The sequence below is a fragment of the Rhizobium ruizarguesonis genome, from assembly GCF_017357285.1.
In the GTDB taxonomy this organism is placed as follows: domain Bacteria; phylum Pseudomonadota; class Alphaproteobacteria; order Rhizobiales; family Rhizobiaceae; genus Rhizobium; species Rhizobium ruizarguesonis.
In genome coordinates, this window is the sequence record NZ_CP071678.1 from 156,914 (window position 1) to 176,401 (window position 19,488).

At 59.3% G+C, this 19,488-nt stretch carries 21 protein-coding genes; 12 read left to right on the forward strand and 9 right to left on the reverse strand.

Features of this window, described 5'->3' with window-relative positions; genetic code table 11:
- Window positions 1–79 precede the first annotated feature (79 nt).
- A complete protein-coding gene (locus J3P73_RS00700) occupies window positions 80–379 on the forward strand; it encodes a hypothetical protein (protein ID WP_026170774.1) in 300 nt (99 codons plus the stop codon).
- Between the two features lie 158 nt (window positions 380–537).
- Here the strand turns inward: J3P73_RS00700 and J3P73_RS00705 are convergent, their stop codons facing one another.
- Window positions 538–1,290, reverse strand: coding sequence for a Crp/Fnr family transcriptional regulator (locus tag J3P73_RS00705; RefSeq protein WP_130772051.1), 753 nt, complete (start codon window positions 1,288–1,290; stop codon window positions 538–540).
- A 125-nt stretch (window positions 1,291–1,415) separates the two neighbouring features.
- On the opposite strand from J3P73_RS00705, the gene J3P73_RS00710 reads away from it, so the two are divergent.
- The 6 genes from J3P73_RS00710 to J3P73_RS00730 all read left to right on the forward strand — a co-directional run bounded on the left by J3P73_RS00710 (window position 1,416) and on the right by J3P73_RS00730 (window position 7,357).
- Window positions 1,416–2,141 carry a response regulator gene (locus J3P73_RS00710; protein WP_018070427.1) on the forward strand — a complete coding sequence of 242 codons (726 nt, stop codon included), beginning with the start codon at window positions 1,416–1,418 and terminating at the stop codon, window positions 2,139–2,141.
- A 305-nt stretch (window positions 2,142–2,446) separates the two neighbouring features.
- Window positions 2,447–3,520 carry an alcohol dehydrogenase AdhP gene (adhP, locus tag J3P73_RS00715; protein WP_207579735.1) on the forward strand — a complete coding sequence of 358 codons (1,074 nt, stop codon included), beginning with the start codon at window positions 2,447–2,449 and terminating at the stop codon, window positions 3,518–3,520.
- Window positions 3,521–4,004: 484 nt separating this feature from the next.
- On the forward strand, window positions 4,005–4,712 hold the full coding sequence (locus tag J3P73_RS00720; RefSeq protein WP_130772055.1) for a CBS domain-containing protein: 708 nt from the start codon (window positions 4,005–4,007) through the stop codon (window positions 4,710–4,712).
- Between the two features lie 15 nt (window positions 4,713–4,727).
- Window positions 4,728–4,853 (forward strand): hypothetical protein, encoded by a 126-nt coding sequence (locus J3P73_RS38055; RefSeq protein ID WP_018070423.1) that lies wholly within the window; start codon window positions 4,728–4,730, stop codon window positions 4,851–4,853.
- 16 nt (window positions 4,854–4,869) lie between these two features.
- Entirely contained in the window at window positions 4,870–5,841 is a 972-nt protein-coding gene (locus J3P73_RS00725; RefSeq protein ID WP_130772057.1) for an ABC transporter ATP-binding protein, read from the forward strand.
- A gap of 253 nt (window positions 5,842–6,094) precedes the next feature.
- Window positions 6,095–7,357, forward strand: a complete 1,263-nt coding sequence (locus tag J3P73_RS00730) for an MgtC/SapB family protein (protein WP_130772059.1) — start codon at window positions 6,095–6,097, stop codon at window positions 7,355–7,357.
- 123 nt (window positions 7,358–7,480) lie between these two features.
- On the opposite strand, the gene J3P73_RS00735 is transcribed toward J3P73_RS00730, so the two are convergent.
- From J3P73_RS00735 to J3P73_RS00750, 4 genes are read right to left on the reverse strand one after another with little or no spacing between them, the layout of a single operon-like run.
- On the reverse strand, window positions 7,481–8,752 hold the full coding sequence (locus J3P73_RS00735) for a sensor histidine kinase (RefSeq protein ID WP_130772317.1): 1,272 nt from the start codon (window positions 8,750–8,752) through the stop codon (window positions 7,481–7,483).
- Window positions 8,753–8,808: 56 nt separating this feature from the next.
- On the reverse strand, window positions 8,809–9,486 hold the full coding sequence (locus J3P73_RS00740) for a response regulator (RefSeq protein ID WP_024323153.1): 678 nt from the start codon (window positions 9,484–9,486) through the stop codon (window positions 8,809–8,811).
- Window positions 9,483–10,049, reverse strand: coding sequence for a cytochrome b/b6 domain-containing protein (locus J3P73_RS00745; RefSeq protein WP_130772061.1), 567 nt, complete (start codon window positions 10,047–10,049; stop codon window positions 9,483–9,485). Before J3P73_RS00745 ends, J3P73_RS00740 begins: the two co-directional genes overlap by 4 nt.
- Before the next feature lie 3 nt (window positions 10,050–10,052).
- The gene (locus J3P73_RS00750) at window positions 10,053–10,319 is read right to left on the reverse strand and encodes a PepSY domain-containing protein (RefSeq protein ID WP_130702381.1); all 267 of its coding nucleotides are present in this window, start codon (window positions 10,317–10,319) and stop codon (window positions 10,053–10,055) included.
- 345 nt (window positions 10,320–10,664) lie between these two features.
- On the opposite strand from J3P73_RS00750, the gene J3P73_RS00755 reads away from it, so the two are divergent.
- Window positions 10,665–12,536, forward strand: a complete 1,872-nt coding sequence (locus J3P73_RS00755; protein ID WP_130772063.1) for a heavy metal translocating P-type ATPase — start codon at window positions 10,665–10,667, stop codon at window positions 12,534–12,536.
- Here J3P73_RS00755 and J3P73_RS00760 read toward each other — a convergent pair.
- On the reverse strand, window positions 12,533–13,354 hold the full coding sequence (locus tag J3P73_RS00760) for a universal stress protein (protein ID WP_130772065.1): 822 nt from the start codon (window positions 13,352–13,354) through the stop codon (window positions 12,533–12,535). The genes J3P73_RS00755 and J3P73_RS00760 overlap by 4 nt on opposite strands.
- A gap of 147 nt (window positions 13,355–13,501) precedes the next feature.
- Between J3P73_RS00760 and J3P73_RS00765 the strand changes: the two genes are divergently transcribed.
- Window positions 13,502–13,960 carry a pyridoxamine 5'-phosphate oxidase family protein gene (locus J3P73_RS00765; RefSeq protein ID WP_130772067.1) on the forward strand — a complete coding sequence of 153 codons (459 nt, stop codon included), beginning with the start codon at window positions 13,502–13,504 and terminating at the stop codon, window positions 13,958–13,960.
- Window positions 13,961–14,011: 51 nt separating this feature from the next.
- On the opposite strand, the gene J3P73_RS00770 is transcribed toward J3P73_RS00765, so the two are convergent.
- Both J3P73_RS00770 and J3P73_RS00775 read right to left on the reverse strand, forming a co-directional pair.
- Window positions 14,012–14,878 carry a universal stress protein gene (locus J3P73_RS00770; protein WP_130772069.1) on the reverse strand — a complete coding sequence of 289 codons (867 nt, stop codon included), beginning with the start codon at window positions 14,876–14,878 and terminating at the stop codon, window positions 14,012–14,014.
- 744 nt (window positions 14,879–15,622) lie between these two features.
- Window positions 15,623–16,441 (reverse strand): universal stress protein, encoded by an 819-nt coding sequence (locus J3P73_RS00775; protein WP_207579736.1) that lies wholly within the window; start codon window positions 16,439–16,441, stop codon window positions 15,623–15,625.
- Window positions 16,442–16,745: 304 nt separating this feature from the next.
- Between J3P73_RS00775 and J3P73_RS00780 the strand changes: the two genes are divergently transcribed.
- Window positions 16,746–17,015 carry a hypothetical protein gene (locus J3P73_RS00780; RefSeq protein ID WP_130772073.1) on the forward strand — a complete coding sequence of 90 codons (270 nt, stop codon included), beginning with the start codon at window positions 16,746–16,748 and terminating at the stop codon, window positions 17,013–17,015.
- A gap of 332 nt (window positions 17,016–17,347) precedes the next feature.
- Here J3P73_RS00780 and J3P73_RS00785 read toward each other — a convergent pair whose 3' ends face one another.
- Window positions 17,348–17,584 carry a DUF2798 domain-containing protein gene (locus J3P73_RS00785; RefSeq protein WP_130772075.1) on the reverse strand — a complete coding sequence of 79 codons (237 nt, stop codon included), beginning with the start codon at window positions 17,582–17,584 and terminating at the stop codon, window positions 17,348–17,350.
- A 238-nt stretch (window positions 17,585–17,822) separates the two neighbouring features.
- Between J3P73_RS00785 and J3P73_RS00790 the strand changes: the two genes are divergently transcribed.
- Window positions 17,823–18,545, forward strand: coding sequence for a YoaK family protein (locus tag J3P73_RS00790; protein WP_130772077.1), 723 nt, complete (start codon window positions 17,823–17,825; stop codon window positions 18,543–18,545).
- 68 nt (window positions 18,546–18,613) lie between these two features.
- Complete coding sequence (locus J3P73_RS00795; RefSeq protein WP_130772079.1) at window positions 18,614–19,402, forward strand: YdcF family protein; 789 nt, start codon at window positions 18,614–18,616, stop codon at window positions 19,400–19,402.
- Window positions 19,403–19,488 lie beyond the last annotated feature (86 nt).

A 19,488-nucleotide genomic window follows, 5' to 3' on the forward strand; every position in this document is an offset into this window, starting at 1 on the left:
TCGTAGCTTGGAGAGAATTTGGGAGCACCAATGGCCGGCAGCCGTTCATGCAACGCAGGTTTCCGCTTAGGAGATGAAAGTGCCGCACGATGTCGTCACCGCAAGCCTGAATGCGCGAGACAAGTCGGGGCGCATAGATGTGCGTTTCGGCGCAGGCATGAAAACGGTCGGTGTCTCCAGGCGCGCACTGCTATCCATAGCCTCGCCACCTCGCGCAACCGAAGTCCGCTTGCTTCAGCACATCGACGCGTTCTGTGAAATCGTGGCGAGCGGCCTTGGTTCAAAGAGGTCCGGCGGCGACGTGGTCCTGGTCACGGCGAACGACGTCCGCAGATGGCGCCGCGCGTGGCAATCGTCCGAAGTGGCGGCGGGGATATAAACCGCACCGCCCGATGCCGCGTCATTGAAGCGCGTCGCGATCTTTCAGATTCGCTCTTCGCGCTTTAAGTCTTTGTTTTTCTGCATGTCGTTGTCGCAAAACCGCTGCACACTTTTGCGCGACATGCTTTAGGCGTTCTGGCTTTCATCAATTCGGGATTATTGGCGCTGCCTTCCGGCGTAACCGATCAAGCCGCGTTCGTCGTCATCATATTCATCATCGTCGCCGGAGAGCTGCACGAGTGTCGCGTATTTCATGATGCGCACGCAATGGCGGCCGGCCGCCATCAGGACCCCCTTGTTGGTCAGCTTCGTCATCGTCCGCGACACGGTTTCGATTGTCAGGCCGAGATAGTCGGCCATGTCGAGCCGCGTCATCGGCAGCTCGACGATGGCATTGGACCGGCAATGGCCCGGGTCACGGCGAAGCTGCTTCAACAGGAAACTGCAGAGCCGCTCCTCGGCATCCTTGCAGGACAGGAGCACCATCTGATCCTGGGCGGCGGCCATCTCGTCGCGAAGCCGGGCGAAGACCTCCGGCCGCAGCTCCGGCGAGTTGCTGACTTCGGCCTCGAAAGCCTTGCGTGAGAAACGGCGAACCTTGGTATCGGTGACTGCCTCGGCGCTGTAGAGATAGTGGTTCTTCAACGATACGCCGACGATGTCGCCGGCATGGAGGAAACCGGTGATGACCCGGCGGCCATCGGAGATGATCCTGAAGATGCGCAGGTTCCCCTCAACCACTTCAAAGAGGTGTTTGGCGACGTCGCTCTCGAAGAACAGTGACTGGCCGGCGGCCAGATGTTCGACTGGCTGGTCTCTGAAAAGCGCCTGCAAGCAGTTCGGCTCGGAGCCGAGAAGCGCCGCGTTGGCGATCTCCAGAGCGGGGTGAAAATGGGTTGCCTGCAGCATGATCGTCCCTCTGTGCTGTCGATGAGGACAATTGACCGGCTTCTGGTGACACACCGATGCCGCGCGTGTTAAAGACGGTGCAATTCAGTAACAGTCTGTAACAAGCGCGGCTTGACGGATGGGCGATGGCAACACTTCAGCATGACGCGCATCTTCTCGTCGTAGACGACGATCCGCGCATTCGTCAGATGCTGACGCGCTATTTCGAGGACGAAGGTTACGCTGTCTCGTCCGCCTCCGACGGGATCGAGATGCGGGTACGCATGCGCCAGCAGAATTTCGATGCCATCCTGCTCGATCTTGTCCTTCCCGGCGGCACGGACGGCCTTGATCTTGCCCGCGAAATTCGCGCCCAATCCGATGTTCCGATCATGATGCTGACGGGCCGCGACGACGTCGTCGACCGGATCGTCGGTTTGGAGATCGGCGCCGACGATTACATCGCCAAACCGTTCCACCTCAGAGAAGTCCATGCACGGCTGAAGTCGATCCTGCGTCGTCGGCAATCTTCGGCACGCAATGCCGACCCGGTCAGCGAGGAAATCATCGGTTTCGAGGATTGGAAGCTCAATCTCAGCCGCCGCCAGCTTCTCGATCCCGAAGGTGCGGAGATCGAATTGACGACCGGTGAATTCGACATGCTGGCGACCTTCGTGCGGCATGCCGGCCGGGTGCTAACCCGTGACGTGCTGATGGATCTGACCCGGGGCCGAAATCTCGAAGCCTTCGACCGGACCATCGATGCCCAGATCGTCCGGCTGCGCCGCAAGATCGAGACCGATCCGAAGAGGCCGCAATTCATCAAGGCCGTGCGCGGCGTCGGCTACGTCTTCACCGCCAGGCTGGATTGACGGTTTCAGGAAATGGTGACGCCTAAGGTCACTTCCTTCGTCAGTCCGCCGATGACCTCGTGAAGCAGTTTCATCGCTACCATGTTCTGGCGCTCGGGACAGGGATCGCGATCTCCTTGGCGCCACTGCCCTCTGACCCGTCGCACCAGGCGAGATCGGGCCGGCGTGCGCACAGGCCTTATCGGCGTCAAGATTTGGACGCCGTCGACTCGAACGCCTTTGAGGGCCGCTTGCGATGAATCAATGCGCCGCCAGTCGCCGTCTTCATCATCCCCCCGAACAAACATCGTGAAAGGATGATGATCATGACGAACAAGCTGATGAAGGCGGCCGTGGTGCGCGAATTCGGCAAACCGCTCGCAATCGAATGCGTGCCTGTGCCTGTGCCCGGCCCGGGCGAAATCCTGGTGAAGGTCGTCGCATGCGGCGTCTGTCATACCGATCTGCACGCAGCCGAAGGCGACTGGCCTGTCAAGCCGACGCCGCCCTTCATTCCGGGCCATGAGGCGGCCGGCATCGTTGCCGCCCTCGGTCCCGGCGTCACCGAATTCAAGGAAGGCGATGCCGTCGGCGTCGCCTGGCTGCACGATGCCTGCCTTCGCTGCGAATATTGCGAAACCGGCTGGGAAACGCTTTGCGAACACCAGCACAATACCGGCTACAGCTGCAACGGCGGCTTTGCCGAATATGTCATCGCCTCCGCCGCCTTCGCTGCCCGCCTTCCCCAAAACGTCAACTTCGCCGAGATCGCGCCGATCCTCTGCGCCGGCGTCACGACGTACAAGGGCTTGAAGGAAACCGAGGCGCGGCCCGGTGAGTGGGTGGCGATATCAGGTGTCGGCGGCCTCGGTCACGTCGCGATCCAATATGCCAAGGCGATGGGCCTCAAGGTAATCGCCCTCGATGTCGCTGCCGCCAAGCTCGACCTCGCCCGCCAGGTCGGCGCCGATCTCGCATTCAATGCGCTGTCCGAAGACACAATCGAGAAAGTGTTGAAGGTGACGAGCGGCGGCGCGCATGGCGTGCTTGTCACCGCCGTCTCTCCACCTGCTCTCTCGCAGGCACTCAGCATGGTGCGCCGCAAAGGCACCGTCAGCCTTGTCGGTCTGCCGCCGGGCAATTTCCCGATGCCGATCTTCGACGTGGTGCTGAAACGCATCACCGTGCGTGGTTCGATCGTCGGAACGCGCCGTGACCTCGATGAAGCGCTCGCATTTGCCACCGAGGGCCGCGTCCGGGCCGAGATTGCCAAGGCGCCGCTCGATGATGTCAACGATATCTTTGCCGGTCTGAAGGCGGGAACGATCGAGGGGCGCATGGTGCTCGACATCGCCAGGCAGGCGAGCGCATTCGCGACGCAGGGACAGTCCGCTGCCTAACGCATGTCGGGCAAAAGTGTGCAGCGGTTTTGCGACAACGACATGCGTAAAAACAAAGACCTAAAGCGCAAGGAGCGAATCTGAAAGATTGCGACGCGCTTTAGCTGGCCGCTGCACAGCATCCCTGCCGCTCCGAAGCGGCGGGACGCCGATATTTCCGACAGGAGCAGAACGGCTGTACCGTAACATGCGTTGATCATTGATCTCATACGGACGGCGGAGCGTTACCATGGCGGCGCGCCGGCTGATGCGCAAAATGCCCTGTGCCGCCGCCCGCGTCCATGTCTGTTTGTCTCTTCAATTTTGACGTTGATCAAAGCATCCCGCTTTCATCGACGCTATCTTCTTCCCACCGGTTCAAAGCGCGGCCGCCCTCCGAAGCGATCGATATCCAGCCAATGGTTCGTCGGCTAATGCTGACCCATTCGAAAGCTTCGGAGCGCCACCGACGGGATCCCAAACTTGCCTTCATCAGGAGTTGAAAATGCTCGTTCAAGCCATCATGACCTCGCCACCGATTACTGTACCGGCATCCTGTTCCGTTGCCGAAGCCGCGAAGCGAATGCTCGATAACAAGATCAGCGGCCTGCCGGTCGTTGATGCCAACGGAGCACTCGTCGGCATCGTCAGCGAAGGCGATTTCCTGCGCCGTAGCGAACTGAACACAGAGCGCAAGCGTTCCTGGCTGCTCGAATGGCTGACCAGCTCCGGCAAGATCGCCGACGAATATGTCCGCGCCCATGGACGGCGGGTCGAGGAGGTGATGACCGTGCCGGTCAGCGCGATCGCGCCAACCGCCTCCATCGCCGACGCCGTCAGCCTGATGGAGCGCCAGGACGTCAAGCGCCTGCCCGTCGTCGCCGACGGCAGGCTCGTCGGCATCGTTGCCCGCTCCGACCTGCTGCGCGCACTCTCGCAGGCCCTGCCGGCCGCCGCCGTTTCCGCAGGCGATGCACAGATCCAGGCAGCGATCGACGCCGAGCTTGCCAGGCAGAGCTGGAGCCGCAACGGCTTCATCCATTGCCGGGTCGCGAACGGCGTTGCCGAGCTGAGTGGCACCATCTTCGACGAACGCGAACGTCTCGCTGCGAAAGTCGCGGGCGTGACGTCGATCAAGGACCAGCTCGTCTGGGTCGATCCCTATTACGGCGTCGCAATCCCGCCGCCGGAGACCGAGGCCAGACTGGGCTGAACTCGAGGGAAAACCATGGAACACCCGGCTCTCAACGATCGCATGGCGCAACTGCTGGCCACGTCGATGCTCGCAATGTCGGCAGCGTCCGCACTTCTCTTTCCCGACATGGAAAAACTCGTCACCTCATCGGAAGGGTGAGGGGTCAGGACGTCAAATGCCGAAAAACCTGTTCGGTTTCGTACTCCTCATGGGTCGCCATCATCAGATCGCGATCGCCGCCCTTTCGATCCTCCTCTTCCTCGCCGGCACCGCGCCGCTTGAGGTGCAAAGGCGCATCATCAACGCGGCCACAGGGGGCGCTTCCTATCAGGCCATCCTGATTCTTGTTTTCGCTTATCTCGGCCTCGCCCTTCTGGAAGGTCTGACCAAGCTGGCGCTGAACCTCTATCGCGGATGGATCGGCGAGGTCGCGATCCGCTGGCTTCGCATGGGCGTGCTCGCCGCATCCGAGTGCTCTCACGAATCTCCCGTCGATGCACTTGCCGAAGGTGTTCAGCTCTCGATCGTCCTGGCCGAGGCAGAACCCGTCGGCGGCTTCGTTGGCACCAGCGTTTCGGAGCCGCTGTTGCAGGCCGGCATCCTGATTGCGGTCGGCGGTTACATGATCTACCTGCAGCCGCTGATGGCGCTTGCCGTCGCCCTCGTCTTTTTGCCGCAGATCGGCTTCGTGCCGCTGATGCAATTGGCGATCAACCGCCGGGTCGAGACCAAGATCACGGTGATGCGACACGTCAGCGAGGGGATGGTCCGGCACGTCGTCACCAGCGATGCTCTCGACGCCCAGAGCGGCCGGGTGCAGAGGCTCTTCTCGACCAATATGAGCATCTACCGGATCAAGTTCACCATGAATTTTCTGATGAATCTGATGACGCAGGTCGGCTATGTCGGCATCTTCGCGCTCGGCGGCTATTATGTCGTCACTGGCAAGACCGAGATAGGCACGGTCGTCGCCTTCATCTCCGGTCTGTCCAAGATCACTGATCCCTGGGGGGAACTTGTCGACTGGTACCGCGACCTCAAAGTCACCCAGGTCAAATACGCCATGATCCGCGATGCGAGCGATGCCGCCACCACTTTACGGGGCGAAGGCGTCTACAGGGACGAAGTGCCGGCGTTGAGGCGGTGAAGGCTTGAATTGGTGGCAGGTCGCTTGCACGAGTATCTGAAGGCTGATTGGGATAAGCATGAGATACGCAACGAGCGCTCTTCGTTTGGAATGCTTCGACCTCCGGCATTCTTCGTGTTGTACTCGGCATATTAGCAGTTCGTGGAGCAAATCTGTCCGAATGTCGCTGACAGCAGCTTGCGGATGAACGGCAACGATATAGGCGGCGCAGGTGCCTTCAGCGATGGATGGGCCGGCACGTCTGGACCATCAGATGATGATATCATTGGTAACGACAGAAGCTTTCCAGCGCCTCAGCCTCGCGCTTGCGATCGGTATCCTGGTCGGCATCGAGCGCGGCTGGCAGGATCGTGAGGCCGCGCCGGGCAAAAGAGTGGCGGGGATCCGCACCTATGGCCTGTCCAGTTTCCTGGGCGGCTTCTGCGGTTTCCTGCAGCCCGTGACAGGGCCAATTCTGCCGACGGCTATCTTTGCTTCCTTTTGCGTCACAATTCTCGTTTTCAGCCGCATGCAGGCAACACATGACAAAGACTACAGCGCAACCGGTACCATTGCGGCAATAACGGTCTTCGCGCTGGGCTTCGGCGCAGTCGTTGCCGATATGACGGCGACGGCGGCAAGCGCTGTTGCAATAACAGCCCTTCTCGCCGCGCGGGAACCGCTGCATGGATTTCTTCGTCAATTGACCTGGCTCGAGCTCAGGGCGGCCCTGATTCTGCTGACGATGACGGTCGTCATCCTCCCGATCCTGCCCAATGAGCCGGTCGATCCCTGGCAGGCGATCAACCCCTTCGAGCTTTGGATGCTGACGATCCTGGTGGGAACTGTTTCCTTTGTCGGTTATATCCTGATCAAGCTCAGCGGTGCCCGCGCTGGAATCCTGTTGACCGGGGCCAGCGGCGGCATCGTCTCGTCGACAGCCCTGACGCTTTCCTTTGCCCGCCAGTCGACACAGATGCCTGCCCTCTCACCACTGCTTTCAGCGGGAGCGATGCTGGCGGGTGCCGTTTCCCTCGCCCGAGTGCTTTTGATTTGCGGCGTCATTGCACCGGCTGTTTTCAGAGAGCTGGCTCCATCGCTCGCGCCCGCTGCTGTGATCTTCGCCATGGGAGGCGGCCTCGCCGCATCGTTGCGGCGCACGGATGACAGCACTGATTTCTTGCCGCGAAACCCACTTGAGGTGATGGTCGTGCTGCGTTTCGCGCTTGTTCTCGCCGTCGTGACGGTCCTGACACGCATGACCCTGATCGTCTTCGGAACTCAGTCGCTGGTCGCCCTTGCGTTCATCACGGGACTGGGCGATCTCGATGCGATAACACTTGCCGTGGCTAAACTGTCATCCATCCAGGTGCCGGCGGATGCGGCCGCTCGCGCCATAGCGGTCGCCGCATTCGCCAATCTGCTTGCGAAAGCTGTTCTTGCAGCAAGCATGGGGAGCATCGCCTATGCGGTTCGTTTCGCGATCGCCGGCAGTGTCGCGACTTTTGCCGGAATTGCCGGCTTGGTGCTGGCGTGAGCGCTTGTTCGCATAATCGACCATTGCCGATGCCGTTCGCCTTCTTGCCGAGCACGCCTTCTTTTCGATGCGTGTCGCATGTGTGGCAGCGAGAATTGCATTGTCTTGAGGCCATTCCAGATCTCAGCGCCCCTCCGTCCTCGCCAGCTCCAGATAGAATGTGTGACCATGCTTTGTCAGAGTATTGCGAAGCGATCCCTTGTGCAGCTCGGCAATCCGTTCGACGATCTTGAGGCCTATTCCGAGGCCGTCAGACCGATAAACCGGATCGGCAGGCGCTTGCTGTACCGACGCGACCCTGTCTTCGACCTCAACACACTTCGTGCCGACCCTTACAACAATGTTTGTGCCATTTGGCGTGTGGTGCACCGCATTCTCTATCAGATTGCGCAACGCATCCTTCAATAAGGCCGGAACAGCCTTCACAAACACGTCGTGCGCTTGAATCGAAAGCTCAAGCGAGTGCTCGTTCTCGTAAACCCACGGCGCTAGCTGCGTAACGACCTCCGAGCACAACATGGCAAGATCAATCTCCTCGAACATTCCGTGATCGAACGAGTCCAGGCGAGCAAGTGCGGTAAGCTGACTGACGAAGTCTACGAGGTCGTCAAGGTCGGCTTCGGCTTTACGCGCCCTGGGATGATCGATGCGGCCGAGTTCGAGCTTGATCGCGGCAAGCGGGGTACGAACCTCGTGCGCGATACCCGACGTCAGTACCCTTTGGGATTTCATGAGTTCGCCGACGCGCTCAAAGGCGCGATTGACGGCTACGGCGAGATGAGCGACCTCACGCGGCATCTCCTGAAACGGCAGGTGGGACATGGAGTCCAGGGGATCAATCAGGTCTGCTGCATTGGCCGCCGCTTGTACGGGTTTCAGGGCGCGTCGCACGGACAGCAATGTCGCACCGAGAACAAGCACCAGAAGAATGCTCATCGGCACGATCATGTGCTCGAGAATCTCGTTCCAGAAGACTTCTGATATGACATTCTGTGGATCGCCCATCGTCGCTACGTCAACGACAATGCGCTGGTGGCCGACAAAAAACGCCCGCCCTCCGACCAATGTGAGCGGCTTCCCCGGAATGAGCGTTCGCAGCCAGAAGTCGGGTGGATTGACGTCCTTTGGAAGGAAACGGCTCTCACACGCATCGTCGCAGGATTCGAAGATCACTTTCCCGGACGCATCTCGAATCCGTGCGATATAGCCTGTCTTGGCATTCGAATAGCGCTGCTCTATTTCTTCCGGGAGCCGATAAGTGACGCCACCACTGGCATCGCCAACGCCGGAAGCAAGTCTCCCGGTCTCCTGCTCGACAAACAAGCGCGAGAGCTCGCCCACATTCCAATAATAGTCAGAGAAAATGACGGCGAGCTGCACGAGCATTGCAAGCATTGCGAAAAACGCAATTCGCCGCGTCAGAATTGTCGCCAGTGTAGGATTTGCCCGGATCAACCGCGGACCTCGCGCAACATGTAGCCGACGCCCCGTACGGTTTCGATGGCAGCTTCGATCGGATGCCCCTCCAGCTTTTTTCTCAGCCGAGAAACCGCGAGTTCGACGGCGTTGCTGCTGCGTTCATCGCCGAATTCAGAAAAGGCATGCTCTATTTTCTGTTTGGAAACGACGTGACCTCCATGCCGCATCAGCAATTCAAGCAACGCCTTTTCCGATGGCGCCAGAGCGATTTCCGAACCGTTGCAGGTGACCTGTCGGGATGCGACGTCAAAGTCGACCGCCGCGAATTCCAGGATGGGCATTGCGGTGACGGGTGCCCGGCGCATCAGGGCGCGAATCCTCGCGATGAGTTCGCCATTGTGGAATGGCTTGGCGAGATAGTCGTCCGCTCCGGCGTCCAGTCCGGCGATACGTTCATCAATGGCTCCGCGCGCGGTGAGGACGAGGACGGGTATCTGGCTCTTCGCAAGCCGGAGCGACTTCAAGACGTTGAGACCGTCCTCGTCCGGCAAGCCAAGATCGAGAAGGAGAAGGTCATAGCTGACTGTTTCGAGGGCCAGTCGGCCTTCTTCTGCGCTGGCAAAGGCGTCAATTCGCCATCCGGCGTCCCTTGCGGCCTCGCAAAGAAGTTCGCGAAGCCGTGCGCTATCTTCGATAAGAAGAATTCTCATGCCTTCTTCCGACCCGTCACCATCGACCAGACCAGGTTTTCTTTGTGTCTCCAGCTCTCCAAGATCGCTGCGCCGGCATGGACAAAGGCGAGAACCATGATGCCGTTTGCGATGGTACCATGCAATCGCTCGAGCCACTTCTCACCCCAGAACGCATCAAGCGTCGTCATCCAGCCGGTCAATGCGGTTGCTGCAAGAAGCGCCATCAAACACAGCATCATCAGCGATGCCAAAGGATTATGTCCGATATACCGTTGCTCTGCGCCACGGAGGATATCGACCATCTGGCGCATCACCCTGGTCGGCGTTGGAAAGAAGTCACTGAACCGCGCATGTTTTGTCCCGACAAAGCCCCATACGATTCTCGTGGCAATGGCTGCGGCGACGACATAACCTGTGACCCGGTGCCAATATTTTCCTTCCTCCAAGAAAAATAGGTTGAGTGTACAGGCCGTCACGATGGTCCAGTGAAACAGCCTGACGATGGGGTCCCACACTTTTATGGTGTCGCGGGGAGCGCTGGAGGGCCGGGGGCCCTCCTTCTTTGACGAAATTGCCGTCATCGCTCAGTCGCCTTTCTGGACGATGTCACCGGAAACCGGATTGAAATAGACTTCAGCACGGTTGCCGGCCTTGTCCTTGCCGTAAATTTCGTAGCAGTTCCCGGTGATTTCGAATGTCCGCACCTTGTAGCCCATCTGGTCGATCTTCGCTTTCATGGCATCTTCGGACATCCACTTTGATTGCGGCTCTTTGGTGCAGCTGGGGCTAGCAAATGCCAGCGCCGGAGCTGCGGCTGCGGCTGCGATGGCGACGATCAGTTTCAGCTTCATGATTTGGTCCTTTGCATTTGCCCCGTGAGGCGACGACCGAATGCTTAGGGCGACAAAGCTGTCAGTTTGCTGTCCGAATTTTTAAGAGCGAACAACCAGGGGCGTCATTGTCATGGATCAATGTCTCCTCGTCCGGTTGGCCGATGATATCTTAGATATTATGTGACCCGAGAGGCTTTCCTATGGTTCAGCTCACGAAAGCCGTCGACTGGCCCGTCCCTCCGCCGGGGCCATTTACCCCGGACCACGAGGCCACAGGCATCGCTGTTGCTTTCGCAGCCGATGTGGCCGGCAACGCCGCGTATGCGGCAACAAGCGCCTCAGTCAAACAGACCGGTGCCGAACATGTCGATGCCTGAGACCGTCGCTCTGCCCGAAGCTCCAGAAACTGGAATTTCTGCGCTTATTCAACGCATCTGGCCGCTTTCGCTCGCGGCTATTGCAATCACCGGCCTCATCGCCGGCGGTCTGCTGCGATGGTGGCATGCAGGTTTACTTTTCTGGTCCACCACCGCTCTGGTCAGCGCAACGGTCATTGTCATAGTCGCGCTTTCTGTTGACGTCGCCCTCAGTTTGAGACGCGGCGACATCGGCCTGGATCTCATCGCCGCCCTGTCCATGAGTGCCGCGCTCTGGTTTGGCGAATATTTTGCCGGCGCCATCGTTGCCGTCATGTATGCAGGTGGGCAGTTCCTGGAGAGCTTTGCGCAAAGGCGCGCGGAGAGCGGTATGAGCGAACTTCTGTCGCGCGCGCCGCGCCGTGCCGTTCGTATCACCGCATCTGGCCTATCCGAGGTACCCATCGCTGCGCTTCTCCCGGGAGACAGGCTGCTCGTCCGCAAAGGCGACGTGGTCCCTGTCGATGGCAAGGTTATAGCCGGCCACACGCTCTTGAACGAATCAGCTCTCACCGGCGAATCGCTGCCGGTACGGCGGGGCAGCGGTGAGCTGATTATGAGCGGCTCTTCCAATCTCGGCGATGCTTTCGAAATGATTGCCTCCGGCTCAGCGAGCGAAAGCACATATGCCGGAATTGTCCGGATGGTGAGCCAGGCGCGAAGCTCAAAAGCGCCAATATCGCGGTTGGCTGATCGCTTCTCCCTCGCCTTCCTGGCGATGACCCTGGTGATCGCCGGCCTAGCCGCGTGGTTGTCAGGCGATCCTGCCCGGATTGTTGCGGTTCTCGTCGTCGCGACGCCTTGCCCGCTGATCCTCGCCGTCCCCGTCGCCCTTGTGGCAGGAATGTCGAAGGCTGCGCGCGCGGGTGTCCTGGTCAAAGGAGCTCATGTCCTTGAAGTCCTTGCGACGATCTCGGTCGTGGTCTTCGACAAAACAGGCACGCTGACGACTGGAGAGCCTGCTGTCGTCAGCATTGAAACGGATCGGGATGCGGACGAGCTTTTGCGTCTTGCAGCATCCGTGGATCAAGCCTCTGCCCACGTGATTGGTCAAACGATTGTCGAAGAAGCGAAGCGACGTGGCCTCAAGCTCGCCAAACCGGTCCAGCTCGCAGAAGTGCCCGGAGAAGGCATCGAGGGATATGTCGATGCGCGCAAGGTAGCCGTCGGCGGGTGGGATTTCATTGCCGAAAAGATCAAGTCCGCGACCCGCCCTGGCCCGAAGGACAAGAGCATAGTCACAGCCTATGTGGCGGTCGATGGAACCCTTGCCGGTACGATCGTCATGGCGGATCCGGTTCGCAAGGATGCCGCCCTGGTGATCGCGGATCTCCGGCGTCTGGGCGTCAAGCGGCTCAGCCTCGCGACTGGCGACAGGAGCGAAGTCGCCGGCGCTGTTGGTCTTGCTCTTCGTCTTGATCAGATCAGCGCTCAGCTTACGCCGGCCAGGAAAGTCGAAACAGTGGCGGCCGAGAGAGCCTACGGGCGCGTCATGATGATCGGTGATGGCGTCAACGATGCGCCGGCACTTGCCGCCGCCGATGTCGGTGTCGCCGTTGGCCGGCGCAATCTTGCCGCCGCCGCCGAAGCGGCAGACGTCCTGTTGGTGCGCGACGACCTGGGGCAGATCGGAACTCTGCTGCAAATCGCGCGGCGGTCCCGTGCGATCGCTCTTCAGAGCGTCGGTTGCGGCATCGGTCTTTCGGTGATCGCGATGGTTTGTGCGGGCCTGGGATACCTCACACCTGTGCAGGGCGCGCTTCTCCAGGAAGTGATCGATGTTGCCGTCATCGGCAACGCACTGCGTGCACTCTACTAGGGGCAAAGGAGAGCGGGTATTTCAAGGCGCGTCAACAGTGACCGTGTGACCCCACCCAGGACGAATTCGCGCAGCCTTGAATGACCGAACGCGCCGGCGACGAGCAAATCTGCCTTGCGTTCCAGAGCCGCAGCTTGGATGACGCTGGCTGGCGAATCTCCGTTCGCTTGGACGGCCGTGACATCGACGGCAAGGCCGGCCTTCCCTAGCGCGGCCACAAGGTAATCTCGGCTGCGTTCGTCAATCTGCTTATCGTCGGTGACGGAAATCAGGACAACACGCGAGGCCTGTTCCAGCAAGAGCCTGGCGCCTGTCAGTGCCCGCGCGACGGTGGCTCCTCCATCCCAGGCGACGGCAACAGCATCGATCCGGCCGCAAAAATTGTCCGAGGGGAAAAGCAGGAGCGGTCTACCGCCTTCAAACAGCACGCTCTCGATCAGCGGCCTCATCAATTCAGAGGCTTCCAAAATTGAAAGATCGTATGCGCGTGACAGCTCGGCAAGGGTCTGTGCAACAAACGGCTCGCTCGTGTCGAATGGCTGGATCTCCACCTCCACCTCGGCTTTCTTCGCATAATCACGAAGCGTCTGCCCGAGAACGGTTCCATTGTCGTTACTGAAGCGCTCGGCCTCCGCACGCTTTTTTTCTAGGTCAATGAAAGATGGAAATCGCGGCTGAACAGGCTCCATCCTGACCAGCGGTATGCTTGCCGTCAAATCGGCCTTTTGGTGATGGGAAACAGCGACAGCATTCTGAAGGAGCGAAAAGGAGCTTGCGTCTGGATAGGTGGCGAGGGGCAAATGAAATTGCGCTTTCATGGCGGATGTCCTCTCGATGATTGAAGCTAGCATCGCCTGCCCGTGCGACTTGCGCTTTGACGAAGATCAAGGTTGCTGAAACGCGAAAGCGCGATCCTGATATCCAATGTCCTCATGAAGGAGGGAGAGCGGCAAGGAGATTTACCGATGAGCTACATCCTGAAAGACCTGACGCAAGCAGAATGCTTCGCCGTTCTTGAACAGGCGCGGTTTGGCCACCTGGCCTGTTGCAAGGATAACCAACCCTACGTGGTTCCGATCTATTTCGCTTATGCAAAAGGTGCGATCTACAGTTTTTCAATGCCCGGCCGAAAAGTCGACTGGATGCGCATGAACGAAAACGTCTGCTTGCAAATTGACCAGCGTAGCGCCGGCAGGGGGTGGACCAGTGTCGTCGTCGATGGGCGGTTCGAGGAGTTTCCGGATACAGACCTTTGGCGCAGTGAAAGGTTGCACGCCTGGTCGTTGTTGCAAAAACACTCCGACTGGTGGGAAATCGGCGCGCTCAAGCCGCAGGCCCAGCCAACGGACTCGGCGTCTGAGCACATTTTTTATGGCATATTTGTCCGAAGCGTTACCGGTCGAACGGCGCTTCCGGTTGATTGACCGAAACACCGATGAAAGACGCCCGGGGGATTTACCCCCGGGGCGTCTTGCTCAGTGGGCGAGGAACAGAGGAATGTTGATTTCCCCCAGCATCGACTGCGTTACTCCGCCAAAAAGACGCTGCTGCAGTCGAGAATGATTATATGCGCCCATGACGATCATGTCGGCATCGACATCGACGGCATGCTGGCGCAGCACCTCATCGACGCGACGACCGCCGCTTGCGACGCAATCCACATCAACCTTTACCCCGTGCCGTGCCAGAAAGGTGGCAACGTCAGCGCCTGGTTCTTCACCATTCGCGGATGATGAGGCCCGTGGGTCGACGAGGGTAACATGCACGGATTCGGCAGCCCGCAGGAAATCGATCGACTGACGTGCCGCGCGCGAAGCCTCGTCGCTGGAGTCCCAAGCCAGCAGGATCGCCTTTGGGCCAAGCCCGACATTCGTCTTTTTGGGGTTGATCAGCATCGGTGTCGGCGACCGGAACAGGGCGCCGTCTATAACTCTGCGCCGAAGTTCTTCGTCACGGGCGGCCTGCGGGCCGATCAAGACGAGATCGGCATAGAGTGCTCGCTCGGCGATATCTTCATCCGCCCAGGCGAATTCGGTGTAGATCTCCTGCACCTCGAAGGAGGTTCCACTCCTTGCAAGGATCGCTTTGATATCGGAAGTCTTACCGGCCAGGCGATCGATTTCGCGCTGTCGTTCTTCGATCCAGACGGTCGAGATGACCTCGTAGGAACCGATAGGGGGCGCTGCACCCATCGAAATCAGCATTGCGGTGAGATGGGCGCCGTGAGTTTCGCAAAAGTCGATGGCACCCTTCAGGTCTTCATCGAAGTGATTGACGCCGAGGACACTCAAAACAGTTTTGATGGTCATGACCAGATCGCCTTTCTTGCTGGAGATAGGCAACCCTAACCTTTCTCGCTCTCCCATTCGTTGATCTGACGCAAAGCGGGCGATGTTCCCGTCGGCTAGGATGCATGAGGGACGATCGGTGATCCTGCGCCGCGTGAAAAGAGCGCTCAACGACAAATGATTGAAAGCCGAAGCAACAGGAGAACGACGATGTTGGTTACAGATCGTGACTGTCAGACTGGAGGAGCGCGATTTGCCGTGCCGACGCTCGGTGAAATCGAAGGAAAACTTCTGGTTTCCGAAGTGGTCGCCACCAGCTGCCTGCGACAGCTTTTCGCTCACGCGGATGGCGCCGTTATGCCTGCAATCAAACGCCGGATCAGACGGTCGCTCGAGACCCGCTGCCAAGCTGAAAAACTCTCCCACGATGATACGGAAGCAGCGGTGGAATATGCTTTTCAACTGGTGGAAGCTGCGGCCGAAGCGGCCGGCAGAAAGACGACAGTTTCATCAAAGCCTGGCGGCTGCGAGACGATTCGTCGGTTGAGGGCGATGCATGGTCCTTCCGGTCGCTAAAGCATGTCGCGCAAAACTGTGCAGCGGTTTTGCGATAACGACATGCGTAAAAACAAAGACCTAAAGCGCGACGAGCGAATCTGAAAGATCGCGACGCGCTTTAGGCTTAGACGGGAGAATCTATCCCCGGCATGCATATGTTTCCTGCCTTCGACTGTTCTCACGATGCGAGTTCGGAGCCGGCCGCTCCGAATTCGATCTTTGGACATCGTCGGCCAACGCTCAATGCGACAGCAGGATCGGCAGGCTGATATTGGTCAGCACGGCTTGGGTAGCACCGCCGAGCACGAATTCGCGCAGACGCGAATGGCCGAAACCGCCCATGACGAGAAGGTCTGCTCGCAACTCGAAGGCTTTGGTTTGCAGCACCTCCCCGACCGGCTCGCCCCCCGCACGTACGCGTGTCACCTCCGCCACGACGCCGCTCTTCAGCAGATTCTCGACGAGATAATCGCCCGTCTCGTATTTCATGGGCTTCTCATCGATGACCGAAAGCAGGCAGACCTTGGATGCTCGTTCCAGGAAAAACGAGGCGTCATGTGCCGCCCGTGCGGCAGCGCGGCTGCCATCCCAGGCGATGGCGACGTGATCGATCCGGCCACGGAAAGGCGCAGAAGGATAGAGGATGAGCGGCCGACCGGACGCAAATAGCACCGCTTCGACGATCGGACGGGAGATCGATTCCAGCAGCACGAGATCGTAGGCGCGTGATGCTTCCGCGAGCGCCTCGACGACGAAAGGCTCCGTAATCTTGATCTCGCGCGTGCGTACATCCACGCAAGCAGCTTTTGCCGCATCGACCGCCATGCCGGTCAGCGCCGAGGCACGCTTGCGACTGAGAGCCCCAGCATCCCGCGCCATCTTCGCCGCATCGATGATCAGCGACGACAGTGCATTGGAAACGTCGGGAATGGTAATCTCCACCGCACAGACCGTAAGCGTCGCCTGCATGTGGTGCGCAAGTGCGACGGCGTTGGCAATCATGAATTCCGAAGTCGCATCCGGATAGGTGAGGAGCGGAAGAAAGAGGTGTTGCTTCATGCTAATCTCCAGACGGAAAGAGGCGAGACCTGATATTCGCCACAGTCTGGCACCGCCCTGGAATTATGAATTGACGTACGTCAAAGATGGCGCCCATTCTCAATGGCGACGGCGTTGATCGATGGGCTTGTTGGCCCAATCTCATCGGGCCGGCACTTGCCTTCCAGCCGGCGCAAAGCATGGGCCTTTCAAGCCAGGTCGCCGGCGTCGTTCACGGACGTGCTGTCGAGGCTACCGTTGCGGCGCTCCGGCTGCAGAGTTTTCACTCCGAAACCCGTCGAACGTTTTCCGGCTTGCTTTTGACATGCGTATTTTGCCGCCATGCCAGGAGATCATCTGCGCCAATTCGGATGCGCCCATCCGGTTCGACGTCGCCGCGATCATATTTCGCGGACGCAATCCGGCTGAACAGATCGATATTTTCCTGAAGCCGGTTCTCGTCGCAGCGTCGTGGTTCTGCGACCTCGAGGAGGGCTCCCCTGTCAATGACGACCATCTGATTTGCGCCGCCCGCATCCATCGCAAGCAAAGCTTCGTCGCCGGACGACTTCATCATTCCACTGATCAGCTTTAATGACATCACCTTTTCTCCGGACCGGTTGATCTCCCAGGAAAACCTGCCGCAGGAAAGCTCTTGGACTACCTCGGCAAGTTGCCTGAAACCTTACCCCCCGCCCGAAAAACATGCCTTGATACATATCAAAGGAAATGGCTTGCCGAATGAATGGCAAAAGTGCTGCAGGGTAGGGGGAGCACGGGCTCGCCAGAACGCCTCCGGATGGTCCGCCAGGACACCAGCGATGACGTCGCCGGTCTCGCGACGCTTCCGCAGTGTCTCGGAAAGGGCGCTCCCCGACCTGAACGCCGGCGGGCCGCTTGCGCAGCCTGCCGGGCGCCTCGCGCTCTTCACATCTCGACAATAACAGCCGTCACCCGCTTTACCACTGGCAGAACCAATAGCAGGACGGGAAAGGCGATCGCCCAGGAGAGCGCCCATGCGGAAGGCCACATGGCGAGGGCAGGCGCGGTGAGGCCTTGTGCTCTCAGGATGCTGATCGCCGAGACGACTGAGGTCATCAGCAGCGAGAGGATGAGCGGCATGACGATCGCATTGTAACGTTTGGGGAGTTTGCCTTTGGGCATTTCGATCTCCGTAAGATGCCAATCAGAGCAATTGCGCAGCGCCGACCAGCGGGTTGCGCGTTGATTGACGTAAACGCTTACGGAGCTTCGATCTGAAGCAACGCCGTTTCTATGGCCCAAAATGCCTCGTTGTTCAAGTCCTGCCCCATCCCTTCCGATCGCCTTTGCCATTTCCTTCATGAGAGGTTTTATATTTCTAGCCAGAACTTCAACGATTCGGCTTCAGGACCCTTGGCCAATGAGCAGAGCAAGACGCCGTCGCATCATCCGCACCCGGCGAACCATGACCGGGCTCGCCCTTGTCGGTTCGATCTCGTTTCTTGCCGGCATGACCGATGCGACGGGCCTTCTGCTGACCGGCGATTTCGTCTCGTTCATGACGGGCAATACCACACGGGCCGCGCTCGCCTTGAGCGAGGGTAATCTTTATCACGCGGCTGTCCTGATCTCTGCCATCATCGTCTTCGTGCTTGGCAATGCGGCAGGCATCGTCATCTCCCATATCTCGCAACGCCGCATTTTCGTGGTGCTTGGCTGCGTCGGCCTGGTTCTGGCGCTCGCCTCGATGATGACGGTACAGAATATGCTGCTCGTGCGGTTCTACATGATCGTTTTTTCCATGGGCATGGTGAACGTCGCCGTCGAGCACATCGAAGGCCTGCCGATCGGGCTGACCTATGTGACCGGCGCCCTGTCGCGCTTCGGCCGAGGCATCGGCCGCTGGATCATCGGTGATCGCCATGTCGAATGGACGATCCAGATCGTGCCCTGGGGCGGCATGGTGCTCGGCGCAATCGCCGGCGCCGTTCTGACGCGGCTGACCGGCGCGCATGCGCTGTGGCTGGTCTCGCTCTTTGCGATGATACTGGCGCTTGCCGCCATGTTCATCCCGCGGCCGCTGCAGCGGCGTTTCAACCAGAAGATCGCGCCGCATCACTCGGCCGTTGCGCGCGCGAAATAGAACCGTCGCATTCTTGTCATCGTCGAATCGGATAGGAAGGATCGCCGCCAACCCTTGAGGAGTATGTCTTGTTCCTGATTTCGAAGCTTGTCTGGATTTTCGCCCAGCCGCTGTCACTGGCATTCTTGCTCGTCTTCTTCGCCCTCATTGCCGGCCTTCTCAACTGGCGTATCCTGCATATCCTCAGCACATTCGGTGCGGCCCTCATCCTTTTCATCACGCTCTACACCACGGCCGGTAACCTCCTGATGCAGGATCTGGAGGAGCGGTTCGCAAGACCCGCAGCCGATCCCGACAACCTGCAATGCATGATTGTGCTCGGCGGCGCCTTCGAAAACGAGGTGAATACGGCGCGTCACGGCATAGAATTCAACGGCGGAGCCGACCGCTTCATCGAAGCTTTGCGGCTCGCGCAGAAATTTCCGCAGTCACGCATTCTGGTATCAGGCGGCGACGGCTCCATGTCAGGCATCTATGAAGGCGATGCGGCCGCATCCGAGCGTTTCTTCCCGCTCTTCGGCGTTGGCAGAGATCGCCTGATCGAAGAGACGCAATCGCGCACGACCTTTGAAAATGCCGTCAACACGAAGGAATTCCTGGCGAGCCAGGGGCTTTCCAATTGCCTGCTGATCACGTCGGGTTTCCATATGCCGCGCTCCGTCGGCATCTTCCGCAAGCTCGGCATCGATATCGTGCCCTGGCCGACCGATTATCGCACCGACGGCAAGGTGACGCCCGGGCTCGATTTCACCCAGCCGAGCCTCAACGCCCAGAACATGGCGACGGCGATCCGCGAATGGTACGGCTTGGTCGGCTATTATCTCGCCGGCCGCACGTCGGAGCTTTATCCGCAATAGAGCAATTCCAGGAAAAGTGCGAAGCGGTTTTCCCAGGCAAAGCGCGAAGCGCTTTTGCCGGGAATTGCGTCAAAACAAAAGGCTAG